Origin of the sequence: Streptomyces tremellae (assembly GCF_039540215.1) — a bacterium.
Lineage (GTDB): Bacteria > Actinomycetota > Actinomycetes > Streptomycetales > Streptomycetaceae > Streptomyces > Streptomyces tremellae.
The window spans coordinates 277-14,430 of record NZ_BAABEP010000021.1 but is presented as its reverse complement, the minus strand read 5'-3'; the positions used below and the strand labels follow the sequence as shown (position 1 = coordinate 14,430).

The following is a 14,154-nucleotide window of genomic DNA, read 5'->3' as shown; positions in this document are numbered from 1 at the left end:
GGTGGAAAGGGAAGGGACGACGCGGATGAACGACGACGCCACGGGCGGCACGGGGCCCGGGGGCCTCTCGGGCTCCGGGAGCTCCGGGCGCGGCCAAGAGGAGGACGGCCGCGAGGAGGACGGCCGCGAGGAGGACGGCCAGGAGGAGGGCGGCCGGGAGGGGAGCGACCGGGACGGGGGCGACCGGGACGGGCACGGCCGGGACGGGCACGGCCGGGACGAGGACGACCGGGACGGGGGCGACCGGGAGGGGCACGGTGGCCTGCCCGCCGCCGGTCCCGGCGCCTCGGCCGAGTTCCCCGCCCCCGGGCCGCCCGCGGGGCCGGGCGCCTCCGTCGAGCTGCTCGCCGCGGCGCTGCGCAGGGACGCCGCCGACCTCGACGTGTACGCGCAGGTGCTCGGCGGCTCCCTCGCCGAGGCGCTGCCGCCCGGCTCCGTCGAGCTGGAGCGCAGGCGGTCGATGGCGGACCGGATGGCCGGGAGGGTCGGCCGCGTCGAGCGGGCCGAGGTCTCCCTCGGCGACGACCGGCTCGTGCTGACCATGGCACGCGGCCGTCTCGTCGCCGAGGTCATGAAGGTCGTACGGGGCGTGGTGCTGTCCCGTACGCCCGTGGAGATGGACGAGTGGGCGCGGCGGCTCGCCGAGGCGATCGCGGCCCGCGCGCGCTCGGACGCGCGGGCGCGCGCCGCGCTTGAGCGGCTGGTGGTCGGCGGCGGGTAGCCGGAGCCGGTGGCCGCGTGGGACGGAGAGCTTTGCGAAACACCCGGTGCGGTAGGACTGCCTGCCAGGACCGTCACAACTCAGGGTGAAACCAGCGAAACCGCTTCGACTCCCCGAGGGCGCGGCGCGGGGGCAGGCAGGAACGGGGCGAGAGGCAGGGACGTCGGGCATGCGGGTGCTGGTCGCCGAGGACGAGGAGATCCTGGCCGAGCTGATCGCGACGGGACTGCGCCGCGCGGGCTTCGCCGTCGACACCGTCTACAGCGGCGACGCCGCGCTCGCCTACCTCGGCCTGCACGACTACGACGTCGTCGTCCTCGACCGCGACCTGCCGCGCGTGCACGGCGACGACGTGGCGCGCAAGCTCGTCGCGCAGTCGTCGCGCACCCGCATCCTGATGCTGACGGCGTCCGCCTCGATGGAGGACCGGGTCGCGGGGCTCGACCTGGGGGCCGACGACTACCTGGGCAAGCCGTTCGAGTTCCCCGAGCTGGTCTCGCGGGTGCGGGCGCTGCGCCGCCGCAGCGCGAGACCCGTACCGCCGCAGCTGGAGCGCGCAGGGCTACGGCTCGACTCGGTGCGGCGCGAGGCGTACCGCGACGGGCGGCCGCTCGACCTGTCGCCCAAGGAGTTCTCCGTGCTCCAGATACTGCTGGAGGCGGACGGCGCGCCCGTCTCGGCCGAGGAGCTGCTGGAACGCGCCTGGGACGCGCACGCCGACCCGTTCACCGGGGCCGTGCGGGTGTGCCTGAGCAAGCTGCGCGGCAAGCTCGGAGAACCGCCGCTGATCAAGACGGTGCAGGGAGTGGGGTACACGCTGTGAGCGCGACGGCGGCCGTGGAGGACCCGGCGGACGGACCGGGGGCGCGGCAGGGGCGCGGGCGGGGCACGGTGCTCGGCCCGGGATCGACGATCAGGACACGGATCGCCCTCGTCTACGGCGGGGTCTTCGTCGTGCTCGGCGCCTGCCTGCTCGGGATCGTCAACCTGTTCTCCAGCGCGAGCACCCACGAGGAGGCCGCGGAGATCGCGGCGCGCGCCGACGTCGTGCCGGTGTGGAGCGCCGTACCGGGGCGCGGCGCGCGGGAGCCGCTGTTCGTGGCGCGCACGGCGGAGCGCCCGGCGCGGGTCACGCTGTTCCAGCTCACCGACCACGTCAGCGACGCCGCCCGCAACGAGCTGATGTTCTGGTCGCTGGTCGCCCTGCTCGCGATGGCGCTGCTCGCCGTCGTCGTCGGCTGGTGGACCGCGGGGCGGGTGCTGCGCCCGGTGCGCGCGATGACCGAGAAGGCGCGCGGCCTCTCGGAGCGCAACCTGTATGAGCGGATCGCGGCCCGCGGCCCCGACGACGAGCTGAAGGAGCTCGGCGACACCCTCGACGCGCTGCTCGCCCGGCTGGAACGCGCCTTCGACAGCCAGCGGCGGTTCATCGCCAACGCCTCCCACGAGCTGCGCACACCGCTCGCCACCCAGCGCGCGGCGATCCAGGTGGGGCTCGACGAGGCGTCGGGTCCGCAGGAGCTGGCCCGTACGCGGGCGATGCTGCTTGACAACAACCGCAGGAGCGAGCAGCTCATCGAGGGCCTGCTCGTCCTCGCCCGCAGCGAACGCGGCCTCGCCGACGAGGAACTCGACGACATCGACCTGCGGGAACTGGTCGCGGAGGAGGCGGCGCGGCACGGCGTCACACCGCCCGCGGCCCCGGAGGGCGAGGACGCGGCCGGCGGTGTGTTGGGCCGCCCGGTGCGCGGGAACCGGCTGCTGCTGTCCAGGCTGGTGGCGAACCTGCTGGCCAACGCGACGAAGTACAACGTGCCGGGCGGTACGGTCGAGGTCGCCGTGGACAACGGCACCCTGCGGGTCGCCAACACCGGACCCGATGTGCCGCCCGCGGACATCCCCGTCCTGTTCGAGCCGTTCCGCAGGGGCGAGGGCCGCGACCGCCTCGGCGCGGGGGCCGGGGCGGGCCTCGGGCTCTCCATCGTCCGGTCCATCGCCCAGGCCCACGGCGGGGGCGTCTCGGCCGTGCCCGGCCGGCGGGGCGTCGGCGGCCTTGAGGTGACGGTCACCCTGCCCACGAAGGCGGCCGTGCCGGCGCTGTCCGGGACGTGAGCCGGGAGGCGTGAGCCGCGAGGCGTGAGCCGGGGTGATCAGAGGTGATCAGAGGTGATCGGGGGCGGCGCCGGGATCCGGCCCGCGCGGCCCCCGCCCCCGCCCCGCTTCGCTCAGCGGCCGCCCGCCGCGTCCCAGGCCGCGACGACACCCGCGTACAGCTCGGCGTCCGGCAGTGTGTGCGGCGCGGGCCCGGCGTGGAAGAACCCGACGTGCTCCATCTCCTGCTCGGTCTTGCGCAGGAAGTCGAACGCCTTCGAGTCGTACGGGCCGAAGGCGACGAACGCCCAGGCCAGCGGCTTGCCCGCGACATCGCTCAGCGCCTGGCGCGCGACGAGCCTGGCGTCGGGCGCGCCGTCCGTCTGGAACACGACGAGCGCGGGACGCCCTTCGGACGCCGCCTGCGACTTCTCGTAGTGCTCCACGACCTCCTCGACCGCGCGGTGGTAGCTGGTCCTGCCGAGCCGCCCGAGCCCGGCGTGCGTCTTGTCGATGACGTCCTCGTACGCGTCGAGCGAGAGGTCGGCGGAGCCGTCGATGTCGGTGGAGAAGAACACGGTGTGCACGACGGCGTCCTCGCCCCCGACGTGCGCGGCCAGCGCGAGGACCCGCTCCCCGAGCCGCTGCGCGCTGCCCTCCTTGTAGAACGACCGCATGGACCCGGACCTGTCGAGCACGAGATACACGGCCCGTTCCGGCGCCCGCCCGCCCAGCGCCGCCCCAGCGGCCTCATAGGCCCCCCGCAGCCCCTCAGGCACCACAGCGGGCGCCTCGGCCGCGAGCACCGGCTCCAAGCCGGTCCCGGCCTCCACGCCGGTCCCGGCCCCGGCGACGCTCCCGGGCTCCGCCCCGGCGACGGGCTCAGCCGCAGGCCCACTCCCGGTGGCCGGCTCAGCCTCCGCCTCCGGCTCGCCAGCCGCAGCGGGCGCGTCCTCCGCGACCGGTTCGGCCTCCGCAGCCGCCACGCTCTCCGTCGCGGGCCCGGCGTCCGCCGCCGCGGGTTCCCCGGCCACCACCGCGGGCCCCGCCTCCGTGGCAGGCGCCTCCGCAGCCGCCGGCTCCCCCTCGGCCTCGGTCTTTTCAGCGGGCCGAGCCTCGGACTCCACCCCAACGGCGGGCTCAGGCGCAGCCTCGGCTGCCGGCTCCGCCGCGGCGACGCTCTCGGGCTCCGCCTCAGCGGGCGACGCACTCCCGGCTGCCGCCTCCGGCTCGGCCTCCGCAGCGGGCACGCTCTCCGCCGCAGGCCCTGCGGTCTCCGCAGCGGGCACGCTCTCCGCCGCAGGCCCTGCGGCCTCCGCAGCGGGCACGCTCTCCGTCGCAGGCCCTGCGGCCTCCGCAGCGGGCGCCCCGGCAACCGGCTCGGCCTCGACACCGGGCTCGACGGGCGCGGGCTCGTGCTCCGCGGCCCCCTCGTCCCCATCCTCCGCAGCCCGCGCAGCTGACGGCGCCGCCGGACGCGGGTTGTCGAAGGCCGCGGCCACCAGGTCGGCGGCCACCTCCTCGGGGGCCGGGCGGGACGGCCCGGGGACGGTCGGCGCGGCAGCGGCCCGCGGTGCGGGCTCGTCGGGGGCCGGCCGCGCGGCCGAAGAGGCGCGGTCCGCCTGCGACGGGATCGTCGCCGCGGCGGACTCGTCGCCAGTGCGCTCCTCGGGGCCGCGCGTGTCGGCTCCGTCGCGTCCGAACACCTTGCGCAACAAGCTCCGAATGCCCATGGGGAGCCCTTTCAGCTGAGTTGGGGGTGCCGGGGAGCGACCAGGGGCCCGCGGAGCGGCCCCGGGTGCCCCACATTTCTGGCCAGGGCGGATACGTAAGGTTAGCCGCCACGGCCGCCGGCCCCCAGCCTCGCCCTGCGCCGCATACCGAACCGCCCCTCCGCGCCGCCCCCTTGTGCCCACCGCGCGCACACCGCCCACACGCCGCGCGCCGGCGCTACGCTCGGTCGCATGCCCGCCGAAGAACCGACCGCCCAGGACCCGCGGCCGGAGACCGCGCCCGCCGCGGCCCCCGCGCCCGCCTCCGCCGCCCCGCCGCCGGTGCCCGGCGGCGGCCCGTCCGTACGGGTCGACAGCTGGGTCTGGTCCGTACGCCTGACCAAGACGCGCTCCCAGGCGGCGGCAGCCTGCAAGGGCGGGCACGTCCGCGTCAACGGCGAACGCGTCAAGCCGTCGCAGCCGGTGAAGGAGGGCGACGAGGTACGGGTCTGGCACTCGGGGCGCGAACGCCGCGTGGTCGTCGCGAAGTTGATCAAGAAGCGGGTCGGCGCCCCCGTGGCCACGACCTGCTACATCGACAACAGCCCGCCACCCCCGCCGCGGGAGTTCGCCGCCCCCGTCGCCGTACGCCCCCGCGGCGCGGGCCGCCCCACCAAGCGCGACCGCCGCGAACTCGACCGCCTCCAGGGCGGCGCCTGACCCGCCGACGGGCCGCGGCGCGGGCCGGGCGTCGCCGGGTTCAGCCCTGGTAGCCCTCGACCTCGGCGGGTGGGCGGACCTGCGCGGCCGCGGGGTCCTCGCCGAACTCGGACTTGGCGCGGCGCTGCCGCAGCAGGTCCCAGCACTGGTCGAGTTCGATCTCGACCGCGCGCAGCCGCTCCCGCTCCTCCGCCGCCAGCCCCTGGGTGCCGACGGAGCGCTCGCGCAGGGCGTGCTCCTCGTCCACGAGGCCGTTGATGGTGTGGAGGATGCCCTGGTCGTCGCTTGATGCGCTCATCGCACGCCTGCCTCTCCGGCCTTCCGGGCCGCCGGTGCGGCCCGCCCGTCGCGTACGTACCGATCGTGCCCCCTTCACCCGTGCAGGTCGAGTCGCACGAGCAGGGCACGGTGGTCGGCGTGCGGCAGATCGAGGAACCGGGCGTCCCGCACCGCGCACTCCCTGCCGACCAGGACGTGGTCGATCTGGACGCCCAGCGGCCTCGGGGCCGCCTGCCCGCGTTTCACCCGTGCTCGCCGCGGGCGCGGCGCGGCCGGGTTGCCGGTCCCCGGCGCCGGGTGTGCCCTGGAAGAGGAGCGCGGCGGGGTTACGCCCGGGGCCGCCGGGCCGTCCCGGGGCGCGACGACGTGACGACGGAGGGAGTTGCCCGACATGGCCGCTCACGCAGCACCGACTCCACGCAGGGCCTCCGCGGGACGCGGCGGCATGTTCCACGGCGGCCACTCGCCGCTCGCCATGGGCATCCCGCTGCTCATGGGGATCGGCTACGGCGCGTACGCGGCCTTCATGGCCCGCGCGGGCGGTCCGGCCGACTACACGCAGCTGTGGCTGGCCGTCGCCTCAGGGATCGGCTTCGCGGCCCTCATGTACGTCATCCTCTTCACCCAGCGTGCGCTGAGCCGCGAACTGCGCGCGCCGCTCTGGGGCGCCTTCCTCGGCTCAGCGGTCGGATTCCTGCGCGGGCTCGGCGACTTCAGCATCTACCGGTCCGCGGGCTTCGGCCTGGTGATCGGGGCCGCGGTCACCGTGGTCCTCTACTACTGGTGGCACACGCACGAGCAGCCGTCCGACACCAGCTCGGCCTGAGCCTGCGCGGCTGTTGACCTTGACGCTGGGGGAAGCCCCACCATCGGTCGGGCCGGGCGGACAAGACCGCGCGGTACGAGGAGGAACGGCGGGCCGCCGTGGAGCGAACCTGTGGCCAAAGCGGCCGGGACGAGCAGGGCGGCCAGGAGGGCCGGCGCACCGCACGGCGGCTACGGAAGGCTCGGCGCGCCCGCGGGCGAGGCGGCGATCGCGGCGCTGCGGGCCCGACTGCCCGAGGTACTCGGCAGCGCGGACCTGCTGAACGCGCTCGCGGCTTCCGCCCAGGCCGCGGGCCTTGCGGTCGAGCCGTTCGAGGAGTCGGGCACGACACTGACCGCGCTCGCCTGGACCGGCTCGCGGCTGGCCCTGGTACACATCGGGGACACCCGCGCCTATCTGCTGCGCGGCGGCGAGCTGTTCCTGATCACGCACGACCACACGGTGGTGCAGGCGATGGTCGACGCGGGCGAGCTCGACCCGTCGGAGGCCGCCTCGCACCCCCAGCGCGCGATGCTGGTCCGCGCCCTCACCGGCAGGACCGCCGCGGGCGCGGGCCCCGGCGGCCCAGGCACCGGCACCGGCACCGCCGACGTACGGCTGCGCGACGCGGGGCCCGGCGACCGCTACCTGCTCTGCACGGAAGGCCTGTCGGCGGTCGTCCCGCAGGAGGAGATCCGGGCGGCCCTGGCACCCTCGTCGGCGCCGTCCCCCGGGGCGGCGGTGGCCGCCCTGATGTCCCTCGTGGACGCGGCGGGCGCGCCGGACAACGCGGGGTGCGTGGTGGCCGACGTGGTCGGCGTGTAAGGGACAGCCGCGGTCAGTCCCCGGACAGCAGCCGCTCGAAGGGGACGACTTCAAGGTCGGGTTCCGCTTCCGCGCCGTGTTCCGTTTCCGCGTGCTGCTCCGTTTCGGCCGCTCGGCCGGGGGCCGGCGCCGGCCGAGCGCGGGGGACGCCGGCGCCGGACGGGGTGAGCAGCGCCGCGAACTCCCGGCCCGCGCGGTCGATCCGGGCCGGGAGGCCGTCCGCGTGGGTGTCGGCGGCGGCGCCCCAGTCGTCCGTGGCGGCGAACACGGCGGTGGGCAGGGTCAGCGCGTGCAGGTACGAGAAGAGGGGGCGCAGCGCGTGTTCCACGACGAGTGAGTGGCGCGGGGTGCCGCCGGTCGCGGCGAGCAGGACCGGTGTGCCGGTCAGCGCGTCGGGGTCGAGCAGGTCGAAGAAGGACTTGAACAGCCCGCTGTACGACCCGGCGAACACCGGGGTGACCGCGATCAGCGCGTCCGCGCCCGACACCGCGTCCAGCGCCTCGCCGAGCGCCTTCGACGGCCAGCCGGAGACCAGGTGGTTCGCGATGTCGACGGCGAGGTCGCGCAGTTCGACCACGCGCACGCCGGCCGGCGCCCCGGCGCCGAGGTGCCCGGTCACCGCCGCCACCAGCCGGTCGGTGAGCAGCCGCGTCGACGACGGCTTGCTCAGACCCGCCGTGACGGCCACGAGCTTCAGCTCGCCCATGATGATCCTTCCCCGGGCCGCCGGCCCCCGGCCGCCGACCCTGGTCCTTGGTGGTTCTCGTTCCGCCTGTGCTCCCGGACGCCGGGCCTCACACCCGCGGGACCGCGGGGTGCGCGGGCGGCGCGTCCGGTACGTGGGCCGGGCGCCCCACCGCGAACTCCTTGCGCAGCACGGGGACGACCTCCTCGCCGAGCAGGTCGAGCTGTTCGAGGACGGTCTTCAGCGGCAGGCCCGCGTGGTCCATCAGGAACAGCTGCCGCTGGTAGTCGCCGAAGCTCTCGCGGAAGCTCAGCGTCTTCTCGATGACCTCCTGCGGGCTGCCCACGGTGAGCGGGGTCTGCTCGGTGAACTCCTCAAGCGACGGCCCGTGCCCGTAGACGGGGGCGTTGTCGAAGTACGGGCGGAACTCCCGCACCGCGTCCTGCGACTTGGGCCGCATGAACACCTGACCGCCGAGGCCGACGACGGCCTGCTCCGGCGTGCCGTGCCCGTAGTGGGCGTACCGGCGCCGGTAGAGGTCGATCAGCTTCTGGAAGTGGTTCTTCGGCCAGAAGATGTTGTTCGCGAAGAAGCCGTCGCCGTAGTACGCGGCCTGCTCGGCGATCTCCGGCGAGCGGATGGAGCCGTGCCAGACGAAGGGCGGCACGCCGTCCAGGGGGCGCGGCGTGGAGGTGAAGCCCTGGAGCGGTGTGCGGAACTTTCCCGACCAGTCCACGACGTCCTCGCGCCACAGCTTGTGCAGGAGCGCGTAGTTCTCCACGGCCAGCGGGATGCCCTGCCTGATGTCCTTGCCGAACCACGGGTAGACGGGGCCGGTGTTGCCGCGCCCCATCATCAGGTCGACCCGGCCGCCCGCGAGGTGCTGGAGCATCGCGAAGTCCTCGGCGATCTTCACCGGGTCGTTCGTCGTGATCAGCGTGGTCGAGGTGGACAGCACGAGCCGCTCGGTCGTCGCGGCGATGTACCCGAGCAGCGTGGTGGGGGAGGAGGGGACGAAGGGCGGGTTGTGGTGCTCGCCGGTCGCGAAGACGTCGAGCCCGACCTCTTCGGCCTTCCGCGCGATGGTCACCATCGCCTTGATCCGCTCGTGCTCGCCCGGGGTCCTTCCGGTGGTCGGATCCGCGGTGACATCGCCGACCGTGAAGATCCCGAACTCCATCGCCCTCACCCTTCCCTGCCTGATCGGACGCCCGGCGCCCGGTCCTGTCCGGCCGCCGGAACCCATTGGTTGAATATTGAACTAGACACTCCAACGGACACCCCCCGCCCGCTATTCCCGAACCCGCGACCGCCCCACGACCCCTGCCCGCGTCCGCCCCCGGCGCGCGGGCGGCGCCCGGCCCCGGCCGCCCTGCCCGTGCCCACGCGGCGCCGGCCCCGCGGGCGCGCCCGGCCGTCCCGCGCCCCCCTGCCGCCCACCGGGCAGCGGCCGTGGCCCGTCCTGGCGGGCAGCGGGGGCGCTGGACACGCGGAGCCGTACGACGGCGTCCGCTGACCGAAAACCCGCGGTGTCTACACTTGCCCCCCTGCGATCGCCCCGCGACCGCCCGATGATCGCCAGCACACCGCCGGAAGTCCGGACCGAAGGGTAATCGGTGCCTTGATATCCATCGAAGCTGTCAGCAAGAGGTATCCCGACGGCACCGTCGCCGTCGACGGGCTCTCCCTGGAGATACCCGACCGATCCATCACCGTGCTCGTCGGCCCGTCCGGCTGCGGCAAGACCACGACCCTCCGCATGATCAACCGCATGATCGAGCTCAGCGGCGGGCGCATCGTGATCGACGGCGAGGACATCCGGCAGAAGCCGGTCAACGCCCTGCGCAGGTCCATGGGGTACGTGATCCAGAACGCGGGCCTCTTCCAGCACCGCACCATCGTCGACAACATCGGCACCGTGCCGCGCATGCTGGGCTGGTCGAAGGCGAAGGCCCGTGAGCGCTCCATGGAGTTGATGGAGCGCGTCGGGCTCGACCCGGCCATGGCCAAGCGCTACCCCTACCAGCTCTCCGGCGGCCAGCAGCAGCGCGTCGGCGTCGCCCGCGCGCTCGCCGCCGACCCGCCCGTCCTGCTGATGGACGAGCCCTTCTCGGCCGTCGACCCGGTCGTGCGGCGCGGCCTCCAGGAGGAGCTGCTGCGCATCCAGGCGGAGCTCGGCAAGACCATCGTGTTCGTCACCCACGACATCGACGAGGCGATACGCGTGGGCGACATGATCGCGGTGCTGCGCACCGGCGGGAAGCTCGCCCAGTACGCGCCGCCGGACGAACTCCTCTCGGCGCCCGCCGACGCGGCCGTCGAGGACTTCCTCGGCGCGGACCGCGGCATCAGGGGCCTGTCCTTCTTCGGCACGGAAGCCCTGCCCCTGGAGCACGGCGCGGTCGTCGCCGTCGACGCGACGCCCCAGCAGATCGCCGCACGCGCCCCCGGGCACCTGCCGTACCTGCTCGTCGTCGGCGTCGACGGCCGGCCGCTCGGCTGGGCGGACGCCGGGACCCTGCGCGCCACGGGTGGCCGCGGGGACGCCGCGGGCCTGCTCCCGCACGGCCAGACGTTCCGCGCGGGCAAGGACTCGCTGCGCGTCGCGCTCGACTGCGCGGTCCTCTCGCCCACCGGCTGGGCCGTCGCCGTGGACGGCGAGGGCCGGGCCGTCGGCGTCGCCTCCCAGGAGACGATCGCCGCCGCGGTCCGCGAGGCGCACGCCCGCCGCGGCACCGCCCCCGTCGACGTGGGAGCCGCGCGGTGAACGGTTTCTTCGACATGCCGAGCGACCTCCAGCACGGCTATCTGGGGCTGATCGGCCTCCACCTGCAGGAGGCGCTGCTGCCGGTCGCGATCGGCCTGGTGCTCGCCCTGCCCGTCGCACAGCTCTGCGTCCGCTTCAACTGGCTCTACCCGCCGGTGCTCTGGGCCACGACCATCCTGTACGCGGTCCCCTCGCTGGCGTTCTTCGTGGTCCTCATCGACTACACGGGCCAGAGCGAGACGACGGTCGTCATCCCGCTCGCCCTCTACAGCCTCGTGGTGCTCGTCCCCGCGATCGTGGACGGCGTGCGGTCCGTCTCCCCCGAGACCAACGCGGCGGCCGTCGCGATGGGCATCGGCCCCGTGCGCCGCTACCTCACGGTCGAGCTGCCGATCGCCGTGCCCGCCATCTTCGCGGGCCTGCGGGTCGCCACCGTGTCCAGCATCAGCCTGGTCAGCGTCGGCGCCCTCATCGGCAACCAGGGCGCGCTCGGCAACCTCCTCGCCGACGCGATGTTCTACCACCGGCCGATCCTCGCGGTCAGCTCCGTCGTCACGACCGCCGTCCTCGCGATCCTCGCGGACGCGGCGCTCGTCCTCATCCGCATGCTGCTGACGCCGTGGCTGCCCAAGAGCGCCCGCAGGGCGCGCCGCGGCGGGCCGCAGACCCCGGCCGGCGGCGAGGCGGCGGACGCCCCGGCCGCGGGACCGGTCGCGGGCGGCGCGGCCGACGCAAGGACCACCGCGGGGAGCGCGCTGTGACGATCTTCCACTTCATGAGCGCGTTCTTCTCGGACAGCGCGCACTGGCACGGCTACGACGGCATCCCGACGCGCCTGGTCGAGCACGTCGAGTACTCGCTGATCGCCCTCGGCATCGCCGCCGCCGTCGGCCTGCCCGTGGGCCTCGTCACCGGCCACTTCGGGCGCGGCGGCAACGCCCTCGCCCTGCTGGCGACCGCGGCGCGCGCCCTGCCCAGCTTCGGCCTGCTGGTGCTGCTGTTCGTGCTGATGGGGCTGAGCAAGCTGCCGGTGCTGATCCCGCTGGTGGTCCTCGCGATCCCGCCGATCCTCGTCACCACGTACGAGGCGGTGCGCACGGTCGACCCGGCGCCGGTGGACGCGGCGAGGGGCATGGGCATGCACCGCGCGAAGGTGCTGTTCCAGGTGGAGCTGCCGGTGGCGCTCCCGCTGATCCTCAGCGGTCTGCGCTCGGCCGCGATCCAGGTGGTGTCCACGGCGACGATCGCCGCGTACGTGAGCTTCGGCGGGGTGGGCCGCTACATCGTGGACGGCCTCTACCAGCGCAACTACGAGAAGGTGGTGGGTGGCGCGGCCCTCGTCGCGGCGCTCGCGCTCGCCACGCTCGGCCTGTTCTGGCTGGTGTCGCGGTTCGCCGTCTCCCGCGGCGTGCGGGGCGTACGGCAGCCCTGAGAACGCGCGAGGGGGGCCGGGTTCCGTCGCGGGACCCGGCCCCCCTCGCACGCACGGGGGCGGCGGCCTCAGAGTTCTGTCGCGGCGCGCGCCTCCGCCTCCTCGACGCGGGCCAGGGCGAGTTCGAGGACCACGAGCAGCGTGTCCCGCACGGAGCCGCGCTCGCGCGCGTCGAACACCGTGACCGGCACGTGGTCGGAGACGTCGAGCGCCCAGCGCACCTCGTCGAGCCCGTACTCGACCTTCCCGTCGAAGGCGTTGAGCGCGACCGCGAAGGGGATGTCCCGGTGCTCGAAGTAGTCGACGGCCGCGTAGCAGTCGTCGAGGCGCCGCGTGTCCACGATCACCAGGCCGCCGAGCGCGCCCTCCACGATGTCGTCCCACATGAAGCCGAACCGCTCCTGTCCCGGCGTGCCGAACAGGTACAGCTTCAGCGTCGGGTCGATGGTGATGCAGCCGAAGTCCATGGCGACGGTGGTGGTCGTCTTCTCCGGCGTGTGGCTGAGGTCGTCCACCCCGGCGGCGACCGTCGTGATGGACGCCTCCGTGGTGAGCGGCTCGATCTCGGAGATGGACGCGACGGTCGTGGTCTTGCCCACACCGAAGCCGCCCGCGATCACCATCTTCACGGGCAGCGGCGGCTGCTGGAACTCGTCGTCGCCGACGGCCACCGTGCCCGGCGTGTCAGCCTTCACGGAGGAACCCCCTGGAGTCGGGGACGGTGCGCAGACCATCGATCACCCTTCGGAGAACAGAGGCGTCCTGGGCGGTGTTCGCCCGGGGCACGTAGACCCGGAGCCGCCCTTGGGCCCGCAGGTCGTCGGCGAGTACACGGACCACGTTCAGATGCAGGCGCAGCTTCGCCGCGAGCTCCGCCAGGGACTGCGGGCGGCGGCACGCCACGATGATGTCGCGGTGCTCCGAGGCGAAGCTGTCCAGAACGGCGAGGCCGCCTGACGTCGCCACGACCTGCGTCTCGATCGGGATGGGCGGGCCCGCGCCGGGGCCCGCCGTCCCCGCCACCCGACCCGCCGTCAGCAGGAAGGGCCGCACGGGGGACGGACGGCCGTCCGCCGCCCCGGGCAGCTCGTCGTCCCCTCCGACCGCTGCGTCACCAGCCACCTTCGCGATCCTTCCCGGTGCGTACGGCCCGCCAGGTCCGCCCGGCCCGGCGGACACCGGCGGGGGCCGGTCACCTCGACGGTGAGACGCCCACATTGTTCTTCAGTTCCAGCACCAGCTGGGGGCTGAGTGCCGCGCCGACCCGGTTGGCGAAGAGGGTCATCTCGTACGCGATGTTGCCGAGCTTGGCCTCCTTGGAGGCGACCACGCCGAGTACGGCGCCGTTGCCTATGGAGGACACCAGGACATGGCCGCTCTCCAGGTCGATGATCACCTTGTTGAGCCCGCCGAGGCCGTAGTTGCCGGACGCGCCCATGGCGAGGCTGGTGATGCCGGAGACGATCGCGGCGAGCCGCTCGGAGTCTGCGGGGGCGTCGCGGCGCGACACGGCGATCAGCAGGCCGTCCGACGAGACCGCGATCGCGTCGACGACGCCCGCGGTCTCGGTCGCGAACCGGTTCAGCAGCCAGGTGAAGTCCGCCGCTGCGGCACGTACGTCGGTGGTCTCCGGCGGATTCTGCCCCGCGTCACCTGTCCACATCGTCACTGGCCTTTCTTGTCGTACCTGTCGGTCCTACGGGTCTGCCGGGGGTGCCGCCAGGACCGCTGTCGCGGTGGGCGCGCTCCACTCCGGCCTCGAACTCGTCGATGGCGTCGCGCGCCGCCTGCGCGTCCGCGGGCCGCCAGGCCCTCGGTACGGGGCGCGGCAGGTCCTCGGCGTAGGGGCCGCGGCCCTGGAGCGTGGCCCCGCGCACCCGCCGCCGCAGCGGCCGCGGCGCGTCGGACGCCCCGGACACCCCCGGCCCTGAGTGCTGGGGCCCCGGGGACTGGGGCTGGCCCTGATACGGCCGCGACTGCTGAGGCGGCGGGTGTTCCTGCGGGGGCGCCGGCCGGCCGTACCGCTGGGGCTGCTGCTCCTGCGGAGGCGCCGGCCGGGCATACCGCTGGGGCTGCTGCTCCTGCGGAGGCGCCGGCCGGGCATACCGCTGGGGCTG

18 protein-coding genes are annotated in these 14,154 nt (G+C 74.6%); 9 read left to right on the top strand and 9 right to left on the bottom strand.

Annotation, left to right across the window (positions count from 1 at the left end):
- The first annotated feature begins 25 nt into the window (after positions 1-25).
- The 3 genes from ABEA77_RS16535 (at position 26) to ABEA77_RS16525 (ending at position 2,833) form a co-directional block, all read left to right on the top strand.
- Positions 26-721: a hypothetical protein gene (locus tag ABEA77_RS16535; protein ID WP_345647498.1), complete on the top strand. Its 696-nt coding sequence runs from the start codon at positions 26-28 to the stop codon at positions 719-721.
- Positions 722-890: 169 nt separating this feature from the next.
- Positions 891-1,544, top strand: coding sequence for a response regulator transcription factor (locus tag ABEA77_RS16530; protein ID WP_345647495.1), 654 nt, complete (start codon positions 891-893; stop codon positions 1,542-1,544).
- A gap of 68 nt (positions 1,545-1,612) precedes the next feature.
- Complete coding sequence (locus ABEA77_RS16525) at positions 1,613-2,833, top strand: sensor histidine kinase (protein ID WP_345647643.1); 1,221 nt, start codon at positions 1,613-1,615, stop codon at positions 2,831-2,833.
- 113 nt (positions 2,834-2,946) lie between these two features.
- Here ABEA77_RS16525 and ABEA77_RS16520 read toward each other — a convergent pair whose 3' ends face one another.
- A complete protein-coding gene (locus ABEA77_RS16520) occupies positions 2,947-4,545 on the bottom strand; it encodes a VWA domain-containing protein (protein ID WP_345647493.1) in 1,599 nt (532 codons plus the stop codon).
- A 231-nt stretch (positions 4,546-4,776) separates the two neighbouring features.
- Between ABEA77_RS16520 and ABEA77_RS16515 the strand changes: the two genes are divergently transcribed.
- Positions 4,777-5,244, top strand: coding sequence for an RNA-binding S4 domain-containing protein (locus tag ABEA77_RS16515; protein WP_345647491.1), 468 nt, complete (start codon positions 4,777-4,779; stop codon positions 5,242-5,244).
- Between the two features lie 40 nt (positions 5,245-5,284).
- On the opposite strand, the gene ABEA77_RS16510 is transcribed toward ABEA77_RS16515, so the two are convergent.
- Both ABEA77_RS16510 and ABEA77_RS16505 read right to left on the bottom strand, forming a co-directional pair.
- The gene (locus tag ABEA77_RS16510) at positions 5,285-5,542 is read right to left on the bottom strand and encodes a DUF2630 family protein (protein WP_345647488.1); all 258 of its coding nucleotides are present in this window, start codon (positions 5,540-5,542) and stop codon (positions 5,285-5,287) included.
- Positions 5,543-5,616: 74 nt separating this feature from the next.
- The gene (locus tag ABEA77_RS16505; protein ID WP_425588288.1) at positions 5,617-5,769 is read right to left on the bottom strand and encodes a hypothetical protein; all 153 of its coding nucleotides are present in this window, start codon (positions 5,767-5,769) and stop codon (positions 5,617-5,619) included.
- A gap of 145 nt (positions 5,770-5,914) precedes the next feature.
- On the opposite strand from ABEA77_RS16505, the gene ABEA77_RS16500 reads away from it, so the two are divergent.
- Positions 5,915-6,349 carry a hypothetical protein gene (locus tag ABEA77_RS16500; protein WP_345647486.1) on the top strand — a complete coding sequence of 145 codons (435 nt, stop codon included), beginning with the start codon at positions 5,915-5,917 and terminating at the stop codon, positions 6,347-6,349.
- Positions 6,350-6,460: 111 nt separating this feature from the next.
- Positions 6,461-7,153: a PP2C family protein-serine/threonine phosphatase gene (locus ABEA77_RS16495; RefSeq protein ID WP_345647484.1), complete on the top strand. Its 693-nt coding sequence runs from the start codon at positions 6,461-6,463 to the stop codon at positions 7,151-7,153.
- Between the two features lie 13 nt (positions 7,154-7,166).
- On the opposite strand, the gene ABEA77_RS16490 is transcribed toward ABEA77_RS16495, so the two are convergent.
- Together ABEA77_RS16490 and ABEA77_RS16485 are read right to left on the bottom strand one after the other, a co-directional pair.
- A complete protein-coding gene (locus ABEA77_RS16490) occupies positions 7,167-7,859 on the bottom strand; it encodes an FMN reductase (RefSeq protein WP_345647482.1) in 693 nt (230 codons plus the stop codon).
- Positions 7,860-7,947: 88 nt separating this feature from the next.
- On the bottom strand, positions 7,948-9,018 hold the full coding sequence (locus tag ABEA77_RS16485; RefSeq protein WP_345647479.1) for an LLM class flavin-dependent oxidoreductase: 1,071 nt from the start codon (positions 9,016-9,018) through the stop codon (positions 7,948-7,950).
- 441 nt (positions 9,019-9,459) lie between these two features.
- Between ABEA77_RS16485 and ABEA77_RS16480 the strand changes: the two genes are divergently transcribed.
- From ABEA77_RS16480 to ABEA77_RS16470, 3 genes are read left to right on the top strand one after another with little or no spacing between them, the layout of a single operon-like run.
- On the top strand, positions 9,460-10,605 hold the full coding sequence (locus ABEA77_RS16480) for an ABC transporter ATP-binding protein (RefSeq protein WP_345647476.1): 1,146 nt from the start codon (positions 9,460-9,462) through the stop codon (positions 10,603-10,605).
- On the top strand, positions 10,602-11,366 hold the full coding sequence (locus ABEA77_RS16475) for an ABC transporter permease (RefSeq protein ID WP_345647473.1): 765 nt from the start codon (positions 10,602-10,604) through the stop codon (positions 11,364-11,366). Before ABEA77_RS16480 ends, ABEA77_RS16475 begins: the two co-directional genes overlap by 4 nt.
- A gap of 14 nt (positions 11,367-11,380) precedes the next feature.
- Complete coding sequence (locus ABEA77_RS16470; protein ID WP_425588291.1) at positions 11,381-12,037, top strand: ABC transporter permease; 657 nt, start codon at positions 11,381-11,383, stop codon at positions 12,035-12,037.
- Between the two features lie 68 nt (positions 12,038-12,105).
- Here ABEA77_RS16470 and ABEA77_RS16465 read toward each other — a convergent pair whose 3' ends face one another.
- From ABEA77_RS16465 to ABEA77_RS16450, 4 genes are all read right to left on the bottom strand, one after another.
- A complete protein-coding gene (locus tag ABEA77_RS16465) occupies positions 12,106-12,771 on the bottom strand; it encodes a GTP-binding protein (RefSeq protein ID WP_425588287.1) in 666 nt (221 codons plus the stop codon).
- Positions 12,722-13,159, bottom strand: coding sequence for a DUF742 domain-containing protein (locus tag ABEA77_RS16460; protein ID WP_425588286.1), 438 nt, complete (start codon positions 13,157-13,159; stop codon positions 12,722-12,724). Before ABEA77_RS16460 ends, ABEA77_RS16465 begins: the two co-directional genes overlap by 50 nt.
- A gap of 70 nt (positions 13,160-13,229) precedes the next feature.
- The gene (locus ABEA77_RS16455; protein WP_425588285.1) at positions 13,230-13,706 is read right to left on the bottom strand and encodes a roadblock/LC7 domain-containing protein; all 477 of its coding nucleotides are present in this window, start codon (positions 13,704-13,706) and stop codon (positions 13,230-13,232) included.
- Positions 13,687-13,956, bottom strand: coding sequence for a hypothetical protein (locus ABEA77_RS16450; RefSeq protein ID WP_345647467.1), 270 nt, complete (start codon positions 13,954-13,956; stop codon positions 13,687-13,689). Before ABEA77_RS16450 ends, ABEA77_RS16455 begins: the two co-directional genes overlap by 20 nt.
- Between the last annotated feature and the right edge of the window lie 198 nt (positions 13,957-14,154).